20 protein-coding genes are annotated in these 24,429 nt (G+C 55.5%); 16 read left to right on the top strand and 4 right to left on the bottom strand.

The window, feature by feature from the left end; translation table 11 throughout:
- Window positions 1-23: 23 nt before the first annotated feature.
- Both ilvD and ilvA read left to right on the top strand, forming a co-directional pair.
- Window positions 24-1,874 (top strand): dihydroxy-acid dehydratase, encoded by a 1,851-nt coding sequence (gene ilvD / locus ACOTYN_RS18745; protein WP_014885676.1) that lies wholly within the window; start codon window positions 24-26, stop codon window positions 1,872-1,874.
- A gap of 2 nt (window positions 1,875-1,876) precedes the next feature.
- Window positions 1,877-3,421 (top strand): threonine ammonia-lyase, biosynthetic, encoded by a 1,545-nt coding sequence (gene ilvA / locus ACOTYN_RS18740; RefSeq protein WP_014885675.1) that lies wholly within the window; start codon window positions 1,877-1,879, stop codon window positions 3,419-3,421.
- An 18-nt stretch (window positions 3,422-3,439) separates the two neighbouring features.
- Here ilvA and ilvY read toward each other — a convergent pair whose 3' ends face one another.
- On the bottom strand, window positions 3,440-4,330 hold the full coding sequence (ilvY, locus tag ACOTYN_RS18735; RefSeq protein ID WP_014885674.1) for an HTH-type transcriptional activator IlvY: 891 nt from the start codon (window positions 4,328-4,330) through the stop codon (window positions 3,440-3,442).
- A 152-nt stretch (window positions 4,331-4,482) separates the two neighbouring features.
- On the opposite strand from ilvY, the gene ilvC reads away from it, so the two are divergent.
- Complete coding sequence (ilvC, locus tag ACOTYN_RS18730; RefSeq protein ID WP_023331585.1) at window positions 4,483-5,958, top strand: ketol-acid reductoisomerase; 1,476 nt, start codon at window positions 4,483-4,485, stop codon at window positions 5,956-5,958.
- 85 nt (window positions 5,959-6,043) lie between these two features.
- On the opposite strand, the gene ppiC is transcribed toward ilvC, so the two are convergent.
- Window positions 6,044-6,325 carry a peptidylprolyl isomerase PpiC gene (gene ppiC / locus ACOTYN_RS18725; RefSeq protein WP_008501570.1) on the bottom strand — a complete coding sequence of 94 codons (282 nt, stop codon included), beginning with the start codon at window positions 6,323-6,325 and terminating at the stop codon, window positions 6,044-6,046.
- A gap of 85 nt (window positions 6,326-6,410) precedes the next feature.
- On the opposite strand from ppiC, the gene rep reads away from it, so the two are divergent.
- The gene (rep, locus tag ACOTYN_RS18720) at window positions 6,411-8,435 is read left to right on the top strand and encodes a DNA helicase Rep (RefSeq protein ID WP_008501569.1); all 2,025 of its coding nucleotides are present in this window, start codon (window positions 6,411-6,413) and stop codon (window positions 8,433-8,435) included.
- A gap of 56 nt (window positions 8,436-8,491) precedes the next feature.
- Here the strand turns inward: rep and gppA are convergent, their stop codons facing one another.
- Window positions 8,492-9,976, bottom strand: coding sequence for a guanosine-5'-triphosphate,3'-diphosphate diphosphatase (gene gppA, locus ACOTYN_RS18715; RefSeq protein WP_332958417.1), 1,485 nt, complete (start codon window positions 9,974-9,976; stop codon window positions 8,492-8,494).
- A gap of 6 nt (window positions 9,977-9,982) precedes the next feature.
- Window positions 9,983-11,248, bottom strand: coding sequence for an ATP-dependent RNA helicase RhlB (rhlB, locus tag ACOTYN_RS18710; RefSeq protein WP_014885670.1), 1,266 nt, complete (start codon window positions 11,246-11,248; stop codon window positions 9,983-9,985).
- A 144-nt stretch (window positions 11,249-11,392) separates the two neighbouring features.
- Here rhlB and trxA point away from each other — a divergent pair, with 144 nt between their 5' ends.
- From trxA to wecG, 12 genes are all read left to right on the top strand, one after another.
- Window positions 11,393-11,722: a thioredoxin TrxA gene (gene trxA / locus ACOTYN_RS18705; protein ID WP_006179218.1), complete on the top strand. Its 330-nt coding sequence runs from the start codon at window positions 11,393-11,395 to the stop codon at window positions 11,720-11,722.
- A gap of 344 nt (window positions 11,723-12,066) precedes the next feature.
- The gene (gene rho, locus ACOTYN_RS18700; protein WP_008501566.1) at window positions 12,067-13,326 is read left to right on the top strand and encodes a transcription termination factor Rho; all 1,260 of its coding nucleotides are present in this window, start codon (window positions 12,067-12,069) and stop codon (window positions 13,324-13,326) included.
- Window positions 13,327-13,568: 242 nt separating this feature from the next.
- A complete protein-coding gene (wecA, locus tag ACOTYN_RS18695; RefSeq protein ID WP_032635152.1) occupies window positions 13,569-14,672 on the top strand; it encodes a UDP-N-acetylglucosamine--undecaprenyl-phosphate N-acetylglucosaminephosphotransferase in 1,104 nt (367 codons plus the stop codon).
- 13 nt (window positions 14,673-14,685) lie between these two features.
- Window positions 14,686-15,732, top strand: a complete 1,047-nt coding sequence (gene wzzE / locus ACOTYN_RS18690; RefSeq protein WP_032635150.1) for an ECA polysaccharide chain length modulation protein — start codon at window positions 14,686-14,688, stop codon at window positions 15,730-15,732.
- A 56-nt stretch (window positions 15,733-15,788) separates the two neighbouring features.
- Window positions 15,789-16,919 carry a non-hydrolyzing UDP-N-acetylglucosamine 2-epimerase gene (gene wecB / locus ACOTYN_RS18685; protein ID WP_063434588.1) on the top strand — a complete coding sequence of 377 codons (1,131 nt, stop codon included), beginning with the start codon at window positions 15,789-15,791 and terminating at the stop codon, window positions 16,917-16,919.
- Window positions 16,916-18,178, top strand: a complete 1,263-nt coding sequence (gene wecC, locus ACOTYN_RS18680) for a UDP-N-acetyl-D-mannosamine dehydrogenase (RefSeq protein WP_332958423.1) — start codon at window positions 16,916-16,918, stop codon at window positions 18,176-18,178. The genes wecB and wecC overlap by 4 nt, the downstream gene beginning before the upstream one ends.
- Complete coding sequence (gene rffC / locus ACOTYN_RS18675) at window positions 18,175-18,852, top strand: dTDP-4-amino-4,6-dideoxy-D-galactose acyltransferase (RefSeq protein WP_071922788.1); 678 nt, start codon at window positions 18,175-18,177, stop codon at window positions 18,850-18,852. Before wecC ends, rffC begins: the two co-directional genes overlap by 4 nt.
- 4 nt (window positions 18,853-18,856) lie before the next feature.
- Window positions 18,857-19,987, top strand: coding sequence for a dTDP-4-amino-4,6-dideoxygalactose transaminase (gene rffA, locus ACOTYN_RS18670; protein WP_048995847.1), 1,131 nt, complete (start codon window positions 18,857-18,859; stop codon window positions 19,985-19,987).
- Window position 19,988: 1 nt separating this feature from the next.
- Entirely contained in the window at window positions 19,989-21,239 is a 1,251-nt protein-coding gene (wzxE, locus tag ACOTYN_RS18665) for a lipid III flippase WzxE (RefSeq protein ID WP_014885663.1), read from the top strand.
- The gene (locus ACOTYN_RS18660) at window positions 21,236-22,315 is read left to right on the top strand and encodes a TDP-N-acetylfucosamine:lipid II N-acetylfucosaminyltransferase (protein ID WP_023331581.1); all 1,080 of its coding nucleotides are present in this window, start codon (window positions 21,236-21,238) and stop codon (window positions 22,313-22,315) included. The genes wzxE and ACOTYN_RS18660 overlap by 4 nt, the downstream gene beginning before the upstream one ends.
- Window positions 22,312-23,664: an ECA oligosaccharide polymerase gene (gene wzyE / locus ACOTYN_RS18655; protein ID WP_045135417.1), complete on the top strand. Its 1,353-nt coding sequence runs from the start codon at window positions 22,312-22,314 to the stop codon at window positions 23,662-23,664. Before ACOTYN_RS18660 ends, wzyE begins: the two co-directional genes overlap by 4 nt.
- Before the next feature lie 12 nt (window positions 23,665-23,676).
- A complete protein-coding gene (gene wecG, locus ACOTYN_RS18650; protein ID WP_332958428.1) occupies window positions 23,677-24,417 on the top strand; it encodes a lipopolysaccharide N-acetylmannosaminouronosyltransferase in 741 nt (246 codons plus the stop codon).
- Window positions 24,418-24,429: the final 12 nt, after the last annotated feature.

Genomic DNA, 24,429 nt, shown 5'->3' with positions numbered 1-24,429 from the left:
AGTCAGACGGGAGTAAATAAAGCATGCCTAAGTATCGTTCAGCCACCACCACCCACGGCCGTAACATGGCGGGTGCCCGCGCACTGTGGCGCGCCACCGGGATGACCGACGCCGATTTCGGCAAGCCAATTATCGCCGTGGTGAACTCCTTCACCCAGTTTGTGCCAGGCCATGTGCATCTGCGCGACCTCGGTAAACTGGTTGCCGAGCAAATCGAAGCTTCCGGCGGTGTGGCGAAAGAGTTCAACACCATCGCGGTGGATGACGGTATCGCAATGGGTCACGGGGGCATGCTCTATTCACTGCCGTCGCGTGAGCTGATCGCCGACTCGGTTGAGTACATGGTCAACGCCCACTGCGCCGATGCAATGGTCTGTATCTCCAACTGCGATAAAATCACCCCGGGGATGCTGATGGCCTCCCTGCGCCTGAACATTCCGGTGATCTTCGTCTCCGGCGGCCCAATGGAAGCCGGTAAAACCAAGCTGTCCGACAAAATCATCAAGCTCGACCTGGTCGATGCGATGATCCAGGGCGCGGATCCGAAAGTGTCTGACGAGCAGAGCGACCAGGTTGAACGCTCCGCGTGTCCGACCTGCGGCTCCTGTTCCGGGATGTTCACCGCCAACTCCATGAACTGTCTGACCGAAGCGCTGGGCCTGTCGCAGCCGGGTAACGGCTCGCTGCTGGCGACACACGCCGATCGTAAACAGCTGTTCCTCAACGCCGGTAAACGCATCGTTGAGCTCACCAAACGCTACTACGAGCAGGATGATGCCAGTGCACTGCCGCGCAACATCGCCAGCAAAGCGGCGTTTGAAAATGCGATGACGCTGGATATCGCCATGGGCGGTTCCACCAATACCGTTCTGCACCTGCTGGCCGCCGCGCAGGAAGCCGAAATCGACTTCACCATGAGTGATATCGACAAGCTGTCCCGTAAAGTGCCGCAGCTGTGTAAAGTTGCGCCAAGCACCCAGAAATACCATATGGAAGATGTTCACCGTGCCGGTGGTGTAATCGGTATCCTGGGCGAGCTGGATCGCGCCGGGCTGCTGAACCGCGACGTGAAAAACGTGCTCGGCCTGACGCTGCCGGAGTCGCTGGACCAATACGACGTGATGCTGACCAAAGACGACGCGGTGAAAACGATGTTCCGCGCCGGTCCCGCCGGGATCCGTACCACGCAGGCGTTCTCGCAGGATTGCCGCTGGGATTCCCTGGATGACGATCGCGCCGAAGGCTGCATCCGTTCGCTGGAGCACGCCTACAGCAAGGACGGCGGTCTGGCCGTGCTGTACGGTAACTTCGCGGAAAACGGCTGCATCGTGAAAACGGCAGGCGTGGACGACAGCATCCTTAAATTCACCGGCCCGGCGAAAGTGTACGAAAGCCAGGATGAAGCGGTGGACGCCATCCTCGGTGGCAAAGTGGTAGAAGGCGACGTGGTTGTTATTCGCTATGAAGGGCCGAAAGGCGGGCCGGGCATGCAGGAAATGCTCTACCCAACCACCTTCCTGAAATCCATGGGTCTCGGCAAAGCTTGTGCGCTGATCACCGACGGCCGTTTCTCCGGCGGTACGTCCGGGCTCTCCATCGGCCACGTTTCACCGGAAGCGGCAAGCGGCGGCAACATCGCCATCATTGAAGACGGTGACCTGATCGAAATCGATATCCCGAATCGCGGCATTCAACTGAAGCTGAGCGACCAGGAAATTGCGGCCCGTCGTGAGGCACAAGAAGCGCGCGGCGATAAAGCCTGGACGCCGAAAGATCGTCAGCGTGAAGTCTCCTTCGCCCTGCGCGCATACGCGAGCCTTGCCACCAGTGCAGATAAAGGCGCGGTGCGCGATAAATCGAAACTTGGGGGCTAATGATGGCCGAGTCACAACCCTTATCCGCCGCCCCCGAGGGGGCGGAATATCTGAGAGCGGTGCTACGCGCACCGGTCTATGAAGCCGTGCAGGTCACGCCGCTTCAGAAAATGGAAAAACTCTCTTCGCGCCTCGACAACGTGATCCTGGTGAAGCGCGAAGACCGCCAGCCGGTGCACAGCTTCAAGCTGCGCGGCGCCTACGCGATGATGGCCGGACTGACCGACGAGCAAAAAGCGCGCGGCGTCATTACCGCCTCGGCGGGCAACCATGCGCAGGGCGTGGCGTTCTCGTCTGCTCGTCTGGGGTTGAAAGCGCTAATCGTGATGCCGGTTGCTACCGCTGACATCAAAGTCGACGCGGTACGCGGTTTCGGCGGGGAAGTGCTGCTCCACGGCGCCAATTTTGACGAAGCTAAAGCCAAAGCCATTGAGCTGGCGCAGCAGCAGGGCTTCACCTGGGTGCCGCCGTTCGATCACCCGATGGTCATTGCCGGACAAGGCACGCTGGCGCTTGAACTGCTGCAGCAGGATGCCCATCTCGACCGCGTCTTCGTTCCGGTGGGCGGCGGCGGGTTAGCGGCGGGTGTGGCTGTGCTTATCAAACAGCTGATGCCGCAGATCAAAGTCATCGCTGTTGAAGCGGAGGACTCTGCCTGCCTGAAAGCGGCGCTGGATGCCGGGCATCCGGTGGATCTGCCGCGCGTTGGTCTGTTTGCTGAGGGCGTGGCGGTAAAACGCATTGGCGATGAAACCTTCCGTCTCTGCCAGGAATACCTCGACGATATCGTCACGGTTGATAGCGATGCTATCTGCGCGGCAATGAAAGATCTGTTTGAGGATGTTCGTGCGGTGGCGGAGCCGTCCGGCGCGCTGGCCCTGGCGGGGATGAAAAAATACATCGCGCAGCACAACATCCGCGGCGAGCGCCTGGCGCACGTGCTTTCCGGCGCCAACGTGAACTTCCACGGCCTGCGCTACGTGTCCGAGCGCTGCGAGCTGGGTGAACAGCGTGAAGCATTGCTGGCGGTGACTATTCCGGAAGAGAAGGGGAGCTTCCTGAAGTTCTGCCAGCTGCTGGGCGGTCGTTCGGTGACGGAGTTCAACTACCGTTTCGCCGATGCCAAAGATGCCTGCATTTTCGTCGGCGTGCGTCTGAGCCGTGGCGTCGAGGAGCGTAAAGAGATCCTTAACCTCCTGCATGACGGTGGTTACAGCGTGGTAGACCTTTCAGACGACGAAATGGCGAAGCTACACGTGCGCTATATGGTCGGCGGGCGTCCCTCGAAGCCGCTCAGGGAACGCCTGTTCAGCTTCGAATTCCCGGAATCACCGGGCGCGTTGCTCAAATTCCTGCACACGCTGGGCACGCACTGGAACATCTCCCTGTTCCATTACCGCAGCCACGGCACCGACTACGGCCGCGTGCTGGCGGCGTTTGAACTGGGTGAGCACGAGCCGGATTTTGAAACACGGCTGAACGAACTGGGCTATGAGTGTCACGACGAAACCCACAACCCCGCCTTCCGTTTCTTCCTGGCAGGATAAGCGGAGCGCAACCCGACTTCAATGGTTGGGCAATATCTTCCAGAACGCATCAATAAGCGGCTCATGCAGCCGCTTTTTTTGTGCGCACACGCCAAGCTCAAACGGCGTTTTCTCATCGCTGCGATCCAGAATCATCACGCGATTGCGCACCGGTTCCGGGCTATTTTCCAGCACCACTTCCGGCAATAGCGCCACGCCGCAGCCGAGCGCCACCATCGACACCATCGCCTCATGACCGCTGACCGTGGCGTAAATCAACGGGTTACTGATTTTTTGTCGGCGGAACCACAGCTCAATGCGACGGCGCACTGGCCCCTGGTCGGCCATGATAAACGGCACCGTGGACCAGTCCGGTTTTTCTACCGATACCTGGTTTCGCACCGGGCAGGGCAGCGCCGGGGCAATCAGTACCACCGCCAGATTTTCGAGCATTGAAAACGCTACCGCACCCGGGAGCGTTTCGGGTTTCCCTGCAATGGCGAGATCCGCTTCGCCCGTCACCACTTTTTCCATCGCGTCGGCGGCGTCGCCCGTGGTCAGCTTAATTTCAACCGATGGATGTGCCGCGCGGAAGCGATCAAGAATGGGCGGCAGATGGCTGTAGGCGGCAGTGACGGAGCAGAAAATATGCAGCTCGCCGGACAGCGACGGCCCCTGCTGGTCAATGGCGTGCCGTAGCTGCTGATACTGCAGCAATGTCTGCTGGGCAAAAAGGCGCAGTTCTTCACCCGCTTCCGTGAGCGTGACGGTGCGGTTATCGCGCACAAACAGCGGCTGGCCGAGGTCTTCCTCAAGGCGCTGTATCTGGCGCGAGAGCGTGGAGGGGCTGACGTGCATCGCCCGTGCGCTGCGGCCAAAGTGACGGCTTTCCGCCAGATGCAGAAACATTTTCAGATCGCGTAAATCCACCGATTCCACTCCCTCTTTTTATATTGCAAAAATTGCAATATGACGTTGTGAATATATCAATTTCCGCAATAAATTTCCTGTTGTAATGTGGTTCTATTCTCGCTGAAACGCGAACCGAACAATAAGACACACAACATCACGAGGTATCACCCATGGCTAACTACTTTAATACACTGAACTTGCGCCAGCAGCTGGCGCAGCTGGGCAAATGCCGCTTCATGGCGCGCGATGAATTTGCCGATGGCGCGAGCTACCTTCAGGGTAAAAAAGTGGTCATCGTCGGCTGTGGCGCACAGGGTCTGAACCAGGGCCTGAACATGCGTGACTCCGGTCTGGATATCTCTTACGCCCTGCGTAAAGAAGCGATTGCTGAAAAGCGTGCTTCATGGCGCAAAGCGACCGAAAACGGCTTCAAAGTGGGGAGTTACGAAGAGCTGATCCCGCAGGCGGATCTGGTGGTTAACCTGACCCCGGACAAACAGCACTCTGACGTGGTGCGTTCCGTGCAGCCGCTGATGAAAGACGGTGCCGCGCTGGGTTACTCCCACGGCTTCAACATCGTTGAAGTGGGCGAGCAGATCCGCAAAGACATCACCGTAGTGATGGTGGCACCGAAGTGCCCGGGTACGGAAGTACGCGAAGAGTACAAACGTGGCTTCGGCGTACCGACCCTGATCGCGGTTCACCCGGAAAACGATCCGAAAGGCGAAGGCATGGCGATTGCCAAAGCATGGGCAGCGGCGACCGGCGGCCACCGTGCGGGTGTGCTGGAATCGTCCTTCGTTGCCGAAGTGAAATCTGACCTGATGGGCGAGCAGACCATTCTGTGCGGTATGCTGCAGGCCGGTTCTCTGCTGTGCTTCGACAAGCTGGTGGAAGAAGGCACCGACCCGGCCTACGCGGAAAAACTGATCCAGTTCGGCTGGGAAACCATCACCGAAGCGCTGAAGCAGGGCGGTATTACGCTGATGATGGACCGTCTGTCCAACCCGGCAAAACTGCGTGCTTACGCTCTGTCTGAACAGCTGAAAACCATCATGGCACCGCTGTTCCAGAAACATATGGACGACATCATCTCCGGCGAATTCTCTTCCGGCATGATGGCGGACTGGGCGAACGACGATAAGAAACTGCTGACCTGGCGTGAAGAGACCGGCAAAACCGCGTTCGAAACGGCACCACAGTTTGAAGGCAAAATTGGCGAGCAGGAGTACTTCGATAAAGGCGTACTGATGATCGCCATGGTGAAGGCGGGTGTTGAGCTGGCGTTCGAAACCATGGTGGATTCAGGCATCATCGAAGAGTCTGCCTACTACGAATCTCTGCACGAACTGCCGCTGATCGCGAACACCATCGCCCGTAAGCGTCTGTACGAAATGAACGTGGTTATCTCAGATACCGCTGAATACGGTAACTACCTGTTCTCTTACGCCTGCGTACCGCTGCTGAAAGAGTTCATGACCACCCTGCAACCGGGCGATCTGGGCAAAGCGATTGCGGAAGGTGCGGTAGACAACGCGCAGCTGCGCGATGTGAATGAAGCGATTCGCAGCCACCAGATCGAGAAAGTGGGTCACAAACTGCGTGGCTACATGACTGATATGAAGCGTATCGCGGTAGCGGGTTAACAACCTTGTCGGGTGGCGCTTCGCTTACCCGACCTACAAACACGTAAAATGTAGGCCGGATAAGGCGCAGCCGCCACCCGGCTTTTTATTTGCGATATAACACTTTAATGACGTGGTAGCCAAACTGCGTGTGCAGCGGACCCGTCGGCTCCAGCACCGGGCAGGAGAAGACCACTTTATCGAACGCCGGCACCATCTGGCCCTGACGGAATTCACCTAAATCGCCGCCACGTTTGCCTGAGGGACAAATTGAGTGCTTCTTAGCCAGCTTGCCGAAGTCGGCGCCGTTTTTGATCTGCTCCAGAAGATCCAGAGCCAGTTTCTCTTCTTTAACAAGAATATGCAGTGCTGCTGCTGTTTTTGCCATGATCGTGCCTTGAGTGGTATGGATTAGGCTCGCTATACTACCACGCTGTTATTCTCCCCTCCTGACTTTCATTGAGTGATCATTTATGCGTCTAAACCCCGGACAACAACAAGCCGTCGAATTTGTCACCGGACCCTGTCTGGTGCTGGCGGGAGCAGGATCCGGTAAAACGCGCGTCATCACCAATAAGATTGCGCACCTGATCCGTGGCTGTGGTTATCAGGCCCGTCACATTGCGGCGGTCACCTTTACCAACAAAGCGGCACGCGAAATGAAAGAACGTGTCGGCCAGACGCTGGGGCGCAAAGAGGCGCGCGGGCTGATGATCTCCACGTTCCACACGCTGGGGCTGGATATCATCAAACGTGAGTATGCCGCGCTGGGGATGAAATCCAACTTTTCGCTTTTCGATGACACCGACCAGGTGGCATTACTCAAAGAGCTCACTGAAGGGCTGATCGAAGATGACAAGGTGCTGTTGCAGCAGCTGATCTCGACGATCTCTAACTGGAAAAACGATCTAATGACCCCGGCCCAGGCTGCGGCGATCGCCAAAGGGGAACGGGATCGGATCTTCGCCCACTGTTATGGTCTGTACGATGCGCACATGAAAGCGTGTAATGTGCTGGACTTCGACGACCTGATCCTGCTGCCGACGCTGCTTTTACAGCGAAATGAAGAGGTGCGCGAGCGCTGGCAGAATAAAATCCGCTACCTGCTGGTGGATGAATATCAGGACACCAACACCAGCCAGTACGAGCTGGTAAAGCTGCTGGTGGGCCAGCGCGCCCGTTTCACCGTGGTAGGCGACGACGACCAGTCGATCTACTCCTGGCGCGGCGCGCGTCCGCAAAACCTGGTGCTGCTGAGTAAAGACTTCCCCGCGCTGCAGGTGATTAAGCTGGAGCAAAACTACCGCTCCTCCGGGCGGATCCTGAAGGCGGCAAACATCCTGATTGCCAATAACCCGCACGTATTTGAGAAGCGCCTGTTCTCCGAGCTGGGCTACGGCACGGAGCTGAAAGTGCTCAGCGCCAACAATGAAGAACATGAAGCGGAGCGCGTGACGGGCGAACTGATTGCCCACCACTTCGTCAACAAAACCGAATATAAAGATTACGCGATCCTTTATCGCGGTAATCACCAGTCGCGCGTCTTTGAAAAGATGCTGATGCAGAACCGCATACCGTACAAAATCTCGGGCGGCACCTCGTTCTTCTCACGGCCTGAAATTAAAGATCTGCTGGCCTATCTGCGTGTGCTCACTAACCCGGATGACGACAGCGCGTTTCTGCGCATCGTGAATACGCCGAAGCGCGAAATCGGTCCGGCGACGCTGCAAAAGCTGGGTGAATGGGCGATGACCCGCAATAAAAGCCTGTTTACGGCCAGCTTCGATATGGGACTAAGCCAGACGCTGACCGGGCGCGGTTACGACTCGTTAACGCGATTCACCCACTGGCTTGGCGAAGTGCAGCGTCTTGCAGAGCGCGAGCCGGTGGCGGCGGTGCGCGATCTGATTCACGGTATTGATTACGAATCCTGGCTGTACGAAACCTCCGCCAGCCCGAAAGCGGCTGAGATGCGCATGAAAAACGTTAATCAGCTCTTCAGCTGGATGACCGAAATGCTGGAAGGCTCGGAAATCGATGAGCCGATGACCCTGACCCAGGTGGTCACCCGCTTTACCCTGCGCGACATGATGGAGCGCGGCGAGAGCGAAGAAGAGGCTGATCAGGTTCAGCTGATGACGCTGCATGCGTCAAAAGGGCTGGAGTTTCCGTATGTGTATCTGGTCGGTATGGAAGAGGGGTTGCTTCCCCATCAGAGCAGTATTGATGAAGACAACGTCGACGAGGAGCGGCGTCTGGCCTATGTGGGGATCACCCGTGCGCAGAAAGAGCTGACGTTCACGCTGTGTAAAGAGCGCCGCCAGTATGGTGAGCTTGTCCGCCCGGAGCCAAGCCGTTTTCTGCTGGAACTGCCGCAGGACGATCTGATTTGGGAACAAGAGCGCAAGGTGATTACCGCTGAAGAGCGGATGCACAAAGGCCAGGCGAACGTGGCAAACATTCGCGCCATGCTGGCAAAAGCCAAAGAGAAGGGATGAGTTTGAAGGGCTTGCAGGCCGGGTAAGCGCAGCGCCACCCGACATATTCTACTCTCTTATTTTACTTCCAGTGCCCAGTGCACATAGCTTTGCCACTGGCACTCCTGCTCGATCATCTCTGCGCCGAGCGGGTGATGATCAATCCAGTTTTCCGGCAGCGTCAGCGTCAGCTTCTCATCATCGGCCACCAGATTAATCGCAGGCAGCAAATCATCACGACGACGGCTGGCAAACAGAATTGCCAGACGCAGCAGGCGGCACAGATGCTCGGCCACGCGCGGCGGTACAGCGTTTTGCTGATGAAGAGAGGAGAGATCAACGGCGTTGGTCTGGTTCAGCAGCAGCGTTGCCAGCAGCTTTTTCTGTGCGGGCGTGTAGCCCGGTAAGTCAAGGTTACGCACAAGGTAGGCTGCATGAGCCGGGGCCTGCTTAAAGTCGATGCTCAGCCCCACTTCATGCAGAGCACAAGCGCTCAGCAATAAATCGCGGCTCAGAGGGTCAAGATCCCAGACGTTAGCGACCTGATCGGCAAAGCGAGAGGCCAGCTGCGATACGCGGCCAGCCTGATCGATATCAACCAGAAAACGACGCTGCACGTTGCGCAAAGTACGGTTGCGGATGTCCTGATCCACTGAAAGATGCAGCATCCCGTAGACCAGACCTTCGCGCAGCGCGCCGCCGGCAAGGGTCATACACTGGATGTTCAGCTCGGTGAAAATGGCGATCAGAATGGCGAGCCCGCTCGGGAAGACCAGGGCACGTTCCAGCGTCAGGCCTTCAATTTCCAGCTCTTCCAGGCGTCCGCACTGAATAGCGCGCTGTTTAAGCTGCTGAAGCTTGGCAAGCGTAATGCGCTCGTCCATTCCCTGCGCCATCATGATTTCCTGCAGGGCCTGAACGGTACCTGACGCACCGACACACACTTTCCAGCCGTGGTAGCGCAGTTCGTCCATCACCGGACGTAACACTTCGCGCGCGGCATTTTCTGCCTCGTCGAAATTCTCTTTACCCAGATTGCGGTCAGCGAAGTAACGCTCAAGCCAGGTTACGCAGCCCATCGACAGGCTGAACAGCGAGGTCGCCTGCGCGCCGGTACCGGTCACAAGCTCGGTACTGGCACCGCCGATATCCACCACCAGACGGCGATCGTCCCCGCCTGTCGTATGCGCAACTCCCTGATAGATCAGGCGAGCTTCTTCTTCGCCGCTGATTACCTGAACCGGGCACCCCAGGATTTCCTGCGCTTTGGCAATAAAATCCACGGCGTTAACCGCCAGGCGGAGCGTCGCGGTGGCGACCACGGTGATTTGGGTATGCGGGATATCCTGCAGACGCTCTGCAAAGAGCCGCAGACACTGCCAGCCACGTTCCATGGCTTCGGGAGAGAGAACATTATCGCTGCTCAGGCCCGCCGCGAGGCGGACCTTGCGCTTAATGCGCGTCAGCGTTTGTATGCTCCCTGCCACCTCGCGCACAACCAGCATATGAAAACTATTCGAACCGAGATCGATTGCTGCATAAAGCGAGGTGGAGCTGAGCATATTTTCTTAACCTGAACGACGACGATTACGCGGCGCGCCTGAACGACGCGGGCCATTGCCGGAGCGTGGGCGTGTAAGACGCTTAGGCGGCGGCAGTTCGCTTAACAGCGCTTCCGGATTGTATTTGCTCTGCGGAATCGAGTGACCGATGTACGTCTCAATGGCTGGAAGATTCAGCGCATACTCTTCACACGCAAGGCTGATTGAGTGGCCGCTCGCACCCGCACGACCGGTACGACCGATACGGTGTACATAGTCTTCGCAGTCATCCGGCAGATCATAGTTAAAGACGTGCGTAACGGCAGGAATGTGCAAGCCACGCGCTGCCACGTCGGTTGCGACCAGAATATCGAGATCGCCACGGGTAAATTCGTCGAGGATACGCAGGCGTTTTTTCTGTGCAACGTCGCCAGTGAGCAGGCCCACACGGTGACCGTCTGCAGCCAGATGGCCCCAGATGTCTTCACAGCGGTGTTTGGTGTTTGCGAAGATAATGGCGCGGTCCGGCCACTCTTCTTCGATCAGCGTTTGCAGCAGACGCATTTTCTCTTCATTAGAAGGATAGAAGAGCTCTTCTTTAATGCGATGACCTGTTTTCTGCTCAGGCTCGACTTCCACATATTCGGCGTTGTTCATCTGTTCAAACGCCAGTTCACGCACACGGTAAGAGAGGGTGGCAGAGAACAGCATGTTCAGACGCTGATTGGCCGGCGGCATGCGGCGGAACAGCCAGCGGATATCTTTAATGAAGCCCAGATCGTACATACGGTCGGCTTCATCAAGCACCACAACCTGGATTGCGCCGAGGTTGATGTGGTTCTGTTTGGCGTAGTCGATAAGACGGCCAGTGGTACCAATCAGGATATCCACGCCGCTTTCCAGCACTTTCAGCTGCTTATCGTAGCCGTCACCGCCATAGGCCAGGCCAAGCTTCAGACCGGTAGCCTGTGCCAGGGGTTCAGCGTCTGCGTGGATCTGTACCGCCAGTTCTCGCGTCGGGGCCATAATGAGCGCGCGCGGTTGGTTAACTTTGCGGTCTGCAATCGCTGGGTGAGAAAGTAAATAATGAAACGTTGACGTTAAAAACGCCATCGTTTTGCCGGTACCGGTTTGCGCCTGCCCTGCAACATCGCGACCGGCCAGCGTCAGCGGCAGTGCGAGAGCCTGAATGGGCGTGCAGTTATGAAACCCTTTAGTTTCAAGGGCTTCAATCACTTTTGGGTGCAGGGCGAAGTCGGAAAACTTCTGTTCTGTTAAATGTGTTTTGCTCATAGTGTGGTAGAATATCAGCTTACTATTGCTTTACGAAAGCGTATCCGGTGAAATAAAGTCAACCTTTAGTTGGTTAATGCGACATCAACACGTCGTTGGTGTAGACAAAACCAACGTACCAGGCTTATTCCTGTGGAGTTATATATGAGCGATAAAATTATTCACCTGACTGACGATAGTTTTGACACGGACGTACTTAAGGCTGACGGGCTGATCCTCGTCGATTTCTGGGCTGAATGGTGTGGTCCTTGCAAAATGATCGCTCCGATTCTGGATGAAATCGCTGACGAATATCAGGGCAAACTGACCGTTGCCAAACTGAACATCGACCAGAACCCGGGCACCGCACCAAAATACGGTATCCGTGGCATCCCGACCCTGCTGCTGTTCAAAAACGGCGAAGTGGCGGCGACCAAAGTGGGCGCGCTGTCCAAAGGTCAACTGAAAGAGTTCCTGGACGCTAACCTGGCGTAAGGTTTCTCCGCTGTGCGTCCAGAGCACCCGGCTAAATGATGTGGAACTCTGGACGCCCGGCTTAAGTCGTGCTAAGTTAGCTATGACTTCGTTTTAAACATATCTGTTGTTTGAATCTTGTTTTACCCGATACTTCCCCTTGTTGACATCAACAGTGCGAGAAGTGGCTAAATTCCGGGCTTGTCACTCAATCCGTCTTGTCGTTTCAGTTCTGCGTTCTTTCCCTGTGACCAGACAGCGAACAGACATGAGATGATGGCCGCTAAACAGGCATGGATGACCCTGCCATACCATTCACAACATTAAGTTCGAGAATCACCCCGAGTTTAAGAACCCACACCATTATGAATCTTACCGAATTAAAGAATACGCCGGTTTCTGAGCTGATCACTCTCGGCGAAAATATGGGGCTGGAAAACCAGGCTCGTATGCGCAAGCAGGACATCATTTTCGCCATCCTGAAGCAGCATGCTAAGAGTGGCGAAGATATCTTTGGCGACGGTGTGTTGGAGATATTGCAAGACGGATTTGGTTTCCTCCGCTCTGCAGACAGCTCCTACCTCGCCGGCCCTGACGACATCTACGTATCCCCCAGCCAAATCCGCCGTTTCAACCTCCGCACTGGTGACACCATTTCAGGTAAGATTCGTCCTCCTAAAGAGGGTGAACGCTACTTTGCGCTGTTGAAAGTCAATGAAGTTAACTTTGACAAGCCAGAAAACTCACGTAACAAGATCCTCTTTGAGAACTTAACGCCTCTGCACGCGAACTCTCGCCTGCGCATGGAGCGTGGTAATGGTTCAACGGAAGACTTAACCGCGCGTGTTCTGGATTTGGCATCGCCAATTGGTCGCGGCCAACGTGGTCTGATCGTGGCCCCGCCAAAAGCGGGTAAAACGATGCTGCTGCAGAATATCGCGCAGAGCATCGCCTATAACCACCCAGACTGCGTGCTAATGGTACTGCTGATTGACGAACGTCCGGAAGAAGTGACCGAGATGCAGCGTCTGGTTAAAGGTGAAGTGGTTGCTTCTACCTTTGACGAACCCGCCTCTCGTCACGTTCAGGTCGCGGAAATGGTTATCGAGAAGGCGAAACGCCTGGTTGAGCACAAGAAAGACGTGATCATCCTGCTCGACTCCATTACCCGTCTGGCACGTGCTTACAACACCGTAGTTCCGGCTTCCGGTAAAGTACTGACCGGTGGTGTGGACGCCAACGCCCTGCACCGTCCGAAACGCTTCTTCGGTGCGGCACGTAACGTGGAAGAGGGTGGTAGCCTGACCATCATCGCAACGGCGCTGATCGATACCGGCTCCAAAATGGACGAAGTGATTTACGAAGAATTTAAAGGTACAGGTAACATGGAACTGCACCTTTCTCGTAAGATCGCTGAAAAACGCGTCTTCCCGGCAATCGACTACAACCGTTCCGGTACCCGTAAAGAAGAGCTGCTCACTACCCAGGAAGAGCTGCAGAAAATGTGGATCCTGCGCAAAATCATCCATCCAATGGGTGAAATCGACGCAATGGAATTCCTCATTAACAAACTGGCGATGACCAAAACGAACGACGATTTCTTCGATATGATGAAGCGCTCGTAACGTAAATAAAGCCTGTAAACGCCACGTTTTTACGTGGCGTTTTTCTTTTATGGATTATACGCTAGTACCATCTACTCCCAATTTTGACCGGTCAGTGCGACAATAAGAACGTTTGCATAGCCAAAGAAATAATTGATTGAAAAATATACAAAGGGAGTTGTAAGAAGCCAGCTTTATTACTTCTGAGGGAGTGGCTTCATGGTTATACTTCCGGGACTAACATTTGTTGAGAGCAATCCATTGTGAATCTACTCACTGCCGTTACTGAGCTGATCAGTATTTTTTTATTCACAACCTGTTTTTTGTTCATCGCGCGCAAGGTGGCAAAACGAATAGGGTTGGTGGATAAGCCCAATTTTCGTAAACGTCATCAGGGACTTATTCCGCTGGTTGGGGGTATCTCTGTTTACGCAGGGATTTGCTTCACGTTTGGCATTGCCGATTATTATATTCCACACGCAGCGCTCTACCTTGCCTGTGCTGGTGTCTTAGTTTTAGTCGGTGCGTTAGACGACCGATTCGATATTGCCGTCAAAATTCGAGCTACCGTTCAGGCGGCTATCGGCGTGATTATGATGGTGGTGGGTGGACTGTATTTACGAAGCCTCGGCTATGTGTTTGGTCCCTGGGAGTTGGTACTTGGGCCATTTGGTTTCTTCCTGACGCTCTTTGCCGTCTGGGCAGCAATCAATGCTTTCAACATGGTGGATGGTATCGACGGTTTGCTGGGTGGCTTGTCGTCAGTATCATTTGCCGCTATCGGTATCATTCTGTGGTTTGATGGCCAGTACAGCCTGTCGATGTGGTGTTTTGCCATGATCGCCGCCATCCTGCCTTATATCCTCTTAAACCTCGGTGCGCTGGGGCGTCGCTACAAAGTCTTTATGGGTGACGCGGGCAGTACGCTGATCGGTTTTACCGTTATCTGGATCCTGCTTGAAACCACGCAGGGGAAAACTCATCCTATAAGCCCCGTAACTGCGCTGTGGATTATTGCTATCCCATTAATGGATATGGTGGCGATTATGTATCGCCGTCTGCGTAAAGGGATGAGTCCGTTCTCACCAGACCGACAGCATATTCATCACCTTATTATGCGTGCCGGTTTTACGTCTCGTCAGGCATTCGTTTTAATCACTCTGGCGGCCGCTATTCTCGCTGCCATCGGGGTGGCAGCGGAATACGCTCATTTCATTCCTGAATGGGTAATGTTGGTATTATTCTTGCTAGCATTCTTCCTGTACGGCTACTGCATTAAGCGCGCATGGAAAGTCGCGCGATTCATTAAACGTCTTAAGCGCAGGATGCGTCGTAACAGTGGCAAAAACACAACATTAACTAAGTAAAACCGGGACTATGATGACTCAACCGTTGGCGGGAGCGAAATCAGTGGTAACTGAGAATGAACTGGATATTCGGGGTTTGTTTCGCGTGTTATGGGCAGGCAAACTTTGGATTGCGGGGATCGCGCTGGGGTTTGCACTGTTGGCGCTGGCCTACACATTCTTTGCAAAACAGGAGTGGAGCGCCACGGCAATCACAGACAGACCAACGGTTAACATGCTCGGGGGGTACTATTCCCAGCAGCAATTCCTGCGAAACCTGGATATTAAAGCCAGTCTCGCGACGCCGGACCAGGCTTCCGTTATGGATGAAGCCTATAAAGAGTTCGTGATGCAACTGGCTTCATGGGATACACGCCGTGATTTCTGGTCTCAGACGGATTACTACAAGCAGCGTCGGGTTGATAACACCAAAGCCGATGCCGCGCTGCTGGACGATCTGATTAACAATATTCAATTTATGCCGGGTGATGCGCTGCGTAACGTCAACGACAGCGTCAAGCTGATTGCAGAAACCGCGCCGGACGCCAACAATCTGTTGCGTCAGTATGTCGCGTTCGCCAGCCAGCGTGCCGCAAGCCATCTTAATGAAGAGCTGAAAGGCGCATGGGCGGCCCGCACAATCCAAATGAAGGCGCAGGTTAAACGCCAGGAGGAAGTGGCAAATGCCATTTTCGCCCGCCGCATACATAACATTGAACAGGCGTTAAAAATTGCGGAGCAGCACAATATTTCCCGCTCTGAGACGGATGTCCCGGCAGATGAACTGCCTGACTCTGAAATGTTCCTGCTTGGTCGCCCAATGCTGCAGTCGCGTCTGGAAAATCTGCAGGCCGTTGGCCCTGATTTTGACCTCGACTACGATCAAAATCGCGCGATGCTGAACACGCTTAATGTCGGTCCCACGATGGACCCACGTTTTCAGACCTATCGTTATTTAAGAACGCCTGAAGAACCTGTAAAACGCGATAGTCCGCGTCGTGCATTCCTGATGATCATGTGGGGGATTGTGGGCGCATTGACGGGCGCTGGCGTGGCGTTAATGCGTCGTCGCACAAACTAAGAACGCCGTCTACGATGAAGGCTATGGCCTTCATCGCCTAATCGAAGAGAATCGATGTGAAAGTACTTACCGTATTTGGCACCAGGCCGGAGGCCATTAAGATGGCACCTCTGGTTCATGCGCTGGCCAGCGATCCTGATATTGAAGCGAAAGTCTGCGTCACGGCCCAGCACCGTGAGATGCTCGACCAGGTCTTAACGCTCTTTTCCATTGTCCCGGATTACGACCTCAATATTATGAAACCGGGACAAGGATTGACGGAAATTACCTGCCGTATTCTGCAAGAGCTTAAACCGATCCTGGAGTCATTCCAGCCCGACGTTGTTCTGGTACATGGCGATACCACGACGACGATGGCAACAAGCCTGGCCGCTTTTTACCAGCGTATTCCCGTCGGCCATGTTGAGGCGGGCCTGCGTACCGGCAACCTTTATTCGCCGTGGCCAGAAGAGGCCAACCGTACGCTTACCGGCCATCTGGCGATGTACCATTTTGCCCCTACCGAGAATTCGCGTCAGAACCTGCTGCGCGAAAATATCGCCGACAACAAAATTTTTGTGACCGGCAATACGGTCATCGATGCGTTGATTTGGGTACGCGATCGCGTCCTGGCAAACAGCGATCTGCAGAAAGCGCTCGCTGCCCGCTATCCATTCCTGAATAACGGCAAAAAAACCATTCTGGTCACAGGCCATCGTCGCGAAAGCTTTGGCCGGGGTTTTGAGCAAATCTGTCACGCGCTGGCTGAAATTGCGGCGCAGAACGTCGATGTACAGATTGTCTATCCGGTCCACCTCAATCCTAACGTCAGCGAGCCGGTCAACCGCATCCTTGGCCATGTTGAAAACGTCCTGCTGATTGAACCGCAGGACTACCTGCCGTTTGTCTGGCTGATGAACCATGCCTGGCTGATCCTCACCGATTCCGGCGGCATTCAGGAGGAAGCACCGTCCCTCGGCAAGCCGGTGCTGGTGATGCGTGAAACGACTGAACGCCCGGAAGCGGTTAAAGCGGGTACCGTGCGTCTGGTCGGTACTGACGCGCAGCTCATCGTCGAAGAGGTGACGCGGCTTCTGCATGATGATGACGCATATCAGACAATGAGCCGGGCCCATAATCCGTACGGAGATGGCCAGGCTTGTGGTCGTATTTTGCATGCACTTAAACACAATCGGGTATCGCTATGAGTTTTACTACCATCTCTGTCATTGGTCTTGGCTACATTGGCCTGCCCACCGCGGCGGCGTTTGCCTCTCGTCAGAAACAGGTTGTCGGTGTGGATATCAATGCCCGGGCGGTGGAAACCATTAACCGCGGCGAAATTCATATTGTTGAGCCCGATCTGGACCGCGTGGTGAAAGAGGCCGTTGACGGCGGCTTCCTGCTTGCCAGCACGACGCCAGTGGAAGCGGATGCGTACCTGATCGCCGTCCCGACGCCTTTTAAAGGCGAGCACGAGCCCGATATGGTCTACGTCGAGGCGGCAGCGAAATCCATTGCCCCTGTGCTGAAGAAAGGGGCGCTGGTGATCCTGGAATCGACCTCGCCAGTGGGCGCCACCGAGCAGATGGCGCAATGGCTGGCCGACGCGCGTCCCGATTTAAGCTTCCCGCAACAGGCGGGAGAGCAGGCGGATATCAACATCGCCTACTGTCCGGAGCGAGTGCTGCCGGGCCAGGTCATGGTTGAGCTGATTAAAAACGATCGCGTTATTGGCGGTATGACCCCCGTCTGCTCGGAACGTGCCAGCACCCTGTACAAAATTTTCCTCGAAGGCGAATGCGTAGTCACCAACTCCCGCACCGCTGAAATGTGCAAGCTGACGGAAAACAGCTTCCGTGACGTGAATATCGCCTTTGCGAATGAGCTGTCGCTGATCTGCGCCGATCAGGGGATTAACGTCTGGGAATTGATTCGCCTGGCGAATCGCCATCCGCGCGTGAACATTCTTCAGCCGGGCCCGGGGGTGGGTGGACACTGTATCGCCGTCGATCCGTGGTTTATCGTGGCGCAGAATCCGGCGCAGGCGCGTCTGATCCGTACCGCGCGCGAAGTGAACGACAGCAAACCTCACTGGGTGCTCAACCAGGTCAAAGCCACGGTAGCCGATTGTCTTGCAGAGAGCGGCAAGCGAGCCAGCGAGCTGAAAATCGCCTGCTTTGGCCTGGCGTTTAAACCCAATATTGACGATTTGCGCGAAAGCCCGGCAATGGAAATTGCCGAGATGATCGCCGGGTGGCACAAGGGCGACACGCTGGTGGTTGAGCCGAATATCCATGAACTGCCGGCTAAACTGGCGGGGCACTGCACGTTGACCACCCTTGATGACGCGCTGGCAACGGCGGATGTGCTGGTGCTGCTGGTGGATCATAAAGAGTTTAAAGCGACGTCTGGTGATACCGTGCATCAACAGTATGTCGTTGATACCAAAGGCGTCTGGCGTTGAGTGAACTCCACGGCGTGCTTGAATCCCTTGAATGGGAAAGCACTTTTTTTGCTCGCCCCTCGGCGATAGTGCGCTTGCGTGAGGATGCGCCTGCTCTGCAGGAAGCTGACTTCAGCGCCTGGCAGCGCGTGCAGGCTAAGATCCCGGCGGACCGCGCCGATTGGCTTGATGCGCTCCAGCAACACGGTTTTCAGCTGGTTGAAGGTGAGGCAGACCTGTCTATTGCCCTTACCCGACACGATGCGTGCGGGGCGGAACTTGCAAAGGAACAGGATATCCCTGTATTACGCCAGATGGCGGCTAAGGCATTTGCTCAGAGCCGCTTTCGTGCGCCCTGGTATGCACCTGATGACAGCGGACGCTTCTATGCCCAGTGGATTGAGAATGCGGTCAAAGGCACCTTTGACCACGTCTGTCTGGTATGTCGTGCCGCGGACGGTCAGATCCAGGGATTCGTTTCGCTGCGTAAGCTCAACGAGCGCGAGGCGCGTATTGGCTTATTAGCCGGACGCGGTATGGGGGCAAAACTCATGCAGGCGGCGCTGCACTGGGCGCAGCAGCAGCAGAGTGTGACGCTGCGGGTGGCTACCCAAATGGGCAACACTGCCGCGCTTAAACGTTATATTGCGAGTGGTGCCAACATCGACGCCACCGCCTACTGGTTATACAGGTGACAAGATGATTCCATTTAACGCCCCCCCCGTCGTCGGTACGGAACTCGACTATATGCAGTCTGCCATGGGCAGCGGCAAACTTTGCGGTGATGGCGGTTTCACCCGTCGCTGTCAGCAGTGGATGGAGCAGCGTTTTCGCAGCGCTAAAGTGCTGCTGACCCCGTCCTGTACGGCATCGCTGGAGATGGCGGCACTGCTGCTGGATATCCAGCCCGGCGATGAAGTGATCATGCCGAGCTATACCTTTGTCTCCACGGCAAATGCGTTTGTCCTGCGCGGAGCAAAAATCGTCTTTGTGGATATCCGCCCGGATACCATGAACATTGATGAGACGCTGATTGAAGCTGCGATCACCGACAAAACGCGGGCGATCGTGCCGGTTCACTACGCGGGCGTAGCCTGTGAAATGGACACCATCATGGCGATCGCCAAAAAACACAACCTGTTTGTGGTGGAAGATGCCGCTCAGGGTGTGATGTCCACCTACAAGGGACGCGCGCTGGGCACTATCGGCCATATTGGCTGCTTTAGCTTCCACGAAACGAAAAACTACACGGCGGGTGGAGAAGGTGGCGCGACGCTGATCAACGACCCGGCGCTCGTGGAGCGTGCGGAAGTGATCCGTGAAAAAGGCACCAACCGCAGCCAGTTCTTCCGCGGGCAGGTGGATAAATACACCTGGCGCGATATCGGCTCAAGCTATCTGATGGCGGATCTGCAGGCGGCATATCTGTGGGCACAGCTGGAAGCGGCGGAGCGGATTAACCTCCAGCGCCTGTCCCTGTGGCAAACCTATTACGATGCACTTGAACCGCTGGCAAAAGCCGGGCGTATCGAGCTGCCAACTATCCCGGCTGATTGCGTTCACAATGCCCACATGTTCTACATCAAGCTTCGCGATAACGACGATCGCAGCCAGCTCATCGCCTGGCTGAAAGAAGCCGAAATTATGGCGGTCTTCCACTACATTCCGCTGCATTCGAGCCCGGCAGGCGAGGCGTTCGGGGTGTTCGCCGGTGAAGACCGTTACACTACAAAAGAAAGTGAGCGTTTGCTTCGCTTGCCACTGTTCTACAACCTCGCGCCAGTTAACCAGCGTACGGTGATTAATACCCTTCTGAGTTATTTCGGCTGATATGTCTCTGGCAAAAGCATCGGTGTGGACCGCCGCGTCCACGCTTGTAAAGATTGGCGCCGGACTGCTGGTCGTCAAGCTGCTGGCCGTCTCATTCGGTCCTTCAGGCGTCGGGCTGGCGGGGAACTTCCGCCAGCTGGTGACCGTCCTTGGCGTGCTGGCCGGGGCCGGTATCTTCAACGGTGTGACCAAATACGTTGCTCAGTATCATGATGATGCGGCACAGCTTCGCAGGGTCGTCGGCACCGCGTCGGCGATGGTTACCGGGTTTTCGACCCTGCTGGCTATCGTATTTTTGCTCGCGGCGGCCCCCATCAGTCAGGGATTATTTGGGCACACCCAGTATGAGGGGCTGGTGCGTCTGGTCGCATTGGTTCAGATGGGTATTGCCTGGGCAAACCTGCTGCTGGCATTGATGAAAGGCTTTCGTGATGCTGCCGGGAACGCGCTTGCGTTAATCCTGGGGAGCGTCATCGGCGTGATTGCCTATTACTTCTGCTACCGCCTGGGTGGCTATGAAGGGGCACTGCTCGGGCTGGCGCTGGTTCCGGCGCTGGTTGTCGTTCCTGCCGCGTTTATGCTGATGCGTCGGGGCGTTATCCCTCTGAGCTACCTCAAACCGCAATGGGACAAAGTGCTTGCCAGCCAGTTGGGTAAATTTACCCTGATGGCGCTCATCACTTCCGTCACGCTGCCGGTGGCTTACGTGATGATGCGAAACCTGCTGGCGGCGCATTATAGCTGGGATGAGGTAGGGATCTGGCAGGGCGTAAGCAGTATTTCCGACGCCTACCTACAGTTTATTACGGCTTCCTTTAGCGTTTATTTGCTGCCAACCTTATCGCGTCTGACGTCCAGGCAGGATATTACCCGTGAGATTTTCCGCTCGCTGCGCTTTGTGCTTCCCGCCGTGGCGGCGGCCAGTTTTACCGTCTGGCTATTGCGCGATGTCGCCATCTGGCTGCTTTTCTCAGCGAAGTTTACCGCCATGCGCGATCTGTTTGCCTGGCAACTGGTGGGCGATGTGCTGAAAGTGGGGGCTTACGTTTTCGGCTACCTGGTGATTGCGAAAGCCTCGCTGCGGCTGTATATCCTGGCGGAGATAAGCCAGTTTGGGTTACTGACGGCATTTTCACACTGGCTAATACCTTCGCATGGTGCGCTGGGGGCGGCTCAGGCCTATATGGCAACCTATATCGTTTATTTCGCTGCCTGTTGCGGCGTATTTTTATTGTGGCGTAAACGCGCATGACTGCACTGATTCACATCCTGGGATCGGATATCCCACACCATAACCAGACCGTTTTGCGGTTCTTTAACGATGAACTGGCACCGGGTAACCCTGATGCACGTGAGTTTATGGTTGCAGGTCAGGATAAGGGCCTGAGCGAGGCATTTCCGGCGCTGACTCTTCGCTTCTGGCCGGACAAGGCCGCGCTGGCGAAGGCGGTCATTGCCAAAGCCAAAGCGAATCGCCAGCAACGTTTCTTTTTCCACGGGCAGTTCAATACCGGCCTGTGGCTGGCCCTGCTCAGCGGGGGAATCAAACCTTCCCAGTGCAGCTGGCATATCTGGGGGGCGGATCTCTACGAAGTCTCACGCGGCTGGAAATTCCGCCTTTTCTATCCCCTTCGCCGGATGGCACAGGGCAGGGTGGGCTGCGTTTTTGCCACCCGTGGCGATCTCAACTATTTTGCGAAACAGCATCCGAACGTGCGCGGTGAGCTAATCTATTTCCCAACCCGCATGGATCCGGCGCTAAATACCCTGGCGAATGACACGGTTCGTGAAGGCAAGCTGACGATTCTGGTGGGAAATTCAGGCGACCGCAGTAACGAGCATGTTGCCGCGCTGCGGGCGGTACACCAGCAGTTTGGCGACACGGTGAACGTGGTCGTGCCGATGGGTTATCCGGCCAATAACGACGCCTACATCAACGAGGTTCGCCAGCAGGGTCTTACGCTTTTTAGCCCTGAGAATCTTCAAATCCTCAATGAAAAGCTGGCGTTTGATGAATACCTTACGCTGCTAAGAAAATGCGATCTCGGCTATTTTATCTTTGCGCGTCAGCAGGGGATAGGTACGTTGTGTCTGCTGATCCAGGCGGGGGTGCCGTGCGTGCTCAACCGTGACAACCCATTCTGGCAGGATATGGTTGAACAGCATATTCCGGTGCTGTTTACCTCCGATACGCTGAATGTCGAGGTGGTTCGGGAAGCACAACGTCAGCTCACGCTGGTGGATAAAAACAGTATCGACTTTTTCAGCCCGAACTATCTCACGCCGTGGCACCGTGCGCTGCGTATCGCGTCAGGAGAGAAAGCATGAGTCAGTTGCAATTCAGCGGCTTACTGGTTGTCTGGCTTCTGAGCACGCTGTTTATCGCCACCCTCACCTGGTTTGAATTCCGCCGGGTGCGCTTCAACTTTAACGTATTCTTCTCGTTACTGTTTCTGCTGACCTTCTTTTTCGGCTTTCCGCTGACCAGCATTCTGGTTTTCCGGTTTGACGTGAGCGTCGCGCCGCCGGAAATCTTGCTCCAGGCGCTTCTGGCGGCGACCTGTTTCTATGCGGTTTACTACGTCACCTACAAAACGCGGCTGCGTTCAGCCAGGGCCACTGCATCACGCCGGGCGCTTTTTACCATGAATCGGGTGGAGACCCACCTGACATGGGTGATATTGATGGCTATCGCCCTGGTCAGTGTCGGGATCTTCTTTATGCATAACGGCTTCCTGCTGTTTAAGCTCAACTCCTACAGCCAGATTTTTTCGGCTGAAGTTTCGGGCGTGGCGTTAAAGCGATTCTTCTACTTCTTTATCCCGGCGATGCTGGTGATTTTCTTCCTGCGACAGGACAGTAAAGCGTGGCTGTTCTTCCTGGTCAGTACCGTCGCGTTCGGTATCCTGACCTACATGATTGTGGGCGGTACGCGCGCCAATATCATCATTGCTTTCGCTATCTTCTTGTTTATTGGCATCATCCGCGGCTGGATCTCGCTGTGGATGCTGGTGGCGGCAGGGGTGTTTGGCATTGTGGGGATGTTCTGGCTGGCGCTGAAGCGCTACGGGATGAACGTGGCGGGCGATGAGGCGTTTTACACGTTCCTCTACCTGACGCGCGATACCTTCTCGCCGTGGGAAAACCTGGCCTTGCTGCTGCAAAACTACGACAAGATTGATTTCCAGGGGCTTGCGCCGATTGTTCGCGACTTCTATGTCTTTATCCCGAGCTGGCTATGGCCGGACCGCCCTGGCGTGGTGCTCAATACCGCGAACTATTTTACCTGGGAAGTGTTGAACAATCATTCGGGTCTGGCGATCTCGCCAACGCTGATCGGCTCCCTGGTGGTGATGGGCGGCGGCTGGTTTATCCTGCCCGGTGCGGTTGTCGTAGGGCTGATTATTAAATGGTTCGACTGGCTTTACCTGCGCGGTATTGAAGAGACGAACCGCTACAAAGCGGCCATTTTGCACAGTTTCTGCTTTGGTGCCATTTTCAATATGATCGTACTGGCGCGCGAAGGCCTGGATTCATTCGTTTCGCGCGTGGTGTTCTTCATGGTCGTTTTCGGCATCAGCCTGTTACTGGCCAAATTGCTGTACTGGCTGTTTGACAGTGCAGGGCTTGTGCACAAGCGCGGGCAACAGGGCAGCACAACGCTGTCGCAAGTTTAAGAAAGGATAGTCATGACGGATAAAACTTCTGCACCGCGTTATGCGCTTCGTGGTTTGCAGCTTATTGGCTGGCGCGATATGCAGCACGCGCTGGATTTTCTTTTTACCGATGGTCAGATGAAATCCGGTACGCTGGTTGCCATCAATGCAGAAAAGATGCTGGCGGTGGAAGATAACGCCGAAGTCAAAAGCCTGATTGAAGCGGCTGAATTTAAATACGCGGACGGGATTAGCGTGGTCCGATCTATCCGTAAAAAGTTTCCTAGCGCTAATGTTTCCCGCGTGGCGGGGGCCGATCTCTGGGAGCATCTTATGGCCCGCGCGGGCGCGGAGGGGACGCCAGTCTTCCTGATTGGCGGTAAGCCCGAAGTGCTGGCACAGACCGAAGAGAAGCTGCGTCGTCAGTGGAATGTTAATATTGTCGGCAGTCAGGATGGTTACTTTAAGCCTGAAGATCGGCAGGCCTTGTTTGCACGCGTTCGCGACAGCGGGGCAAAAATTGTCACCGTGGCGATGGGTTCCCCGCGACAGGAAATCCTGATGCGCGACTGTCGGCTGGTCAGCCCGGATGCCCTCTATATGGGCGTAGGAGGCACCTACGACGTCTTTACCGGCCACGTTAAGCGTGCACCGACGGTCTGGCAAAATATGGGGCTGGAATGGCTCTACCGCCTGCTTTCACAACCCACCCGCATTAAACGACAGATTCGTCTGCTTCGCTACCTCGCCTGGCACTACACCGGGAAAATGTAATCAAAATGTAGC

The sequence above is a fragment of the Enterobacter cloacae complex sp. IR5458 genome, from assembly GCF_049238025.1.
GTDB classification, from domain to species: Bacteria; Pseudomonadota; Gammaproteobacteria; order Enterobacterales; family Enterobacteriaceae; genus Enterobacter; species Enterobacter kobei.
The sequence above is the reverse complement of the archived record's forward strand: the minus strand, read 5'-3'. Positions and strand labels throughout refer to the sequence as shown.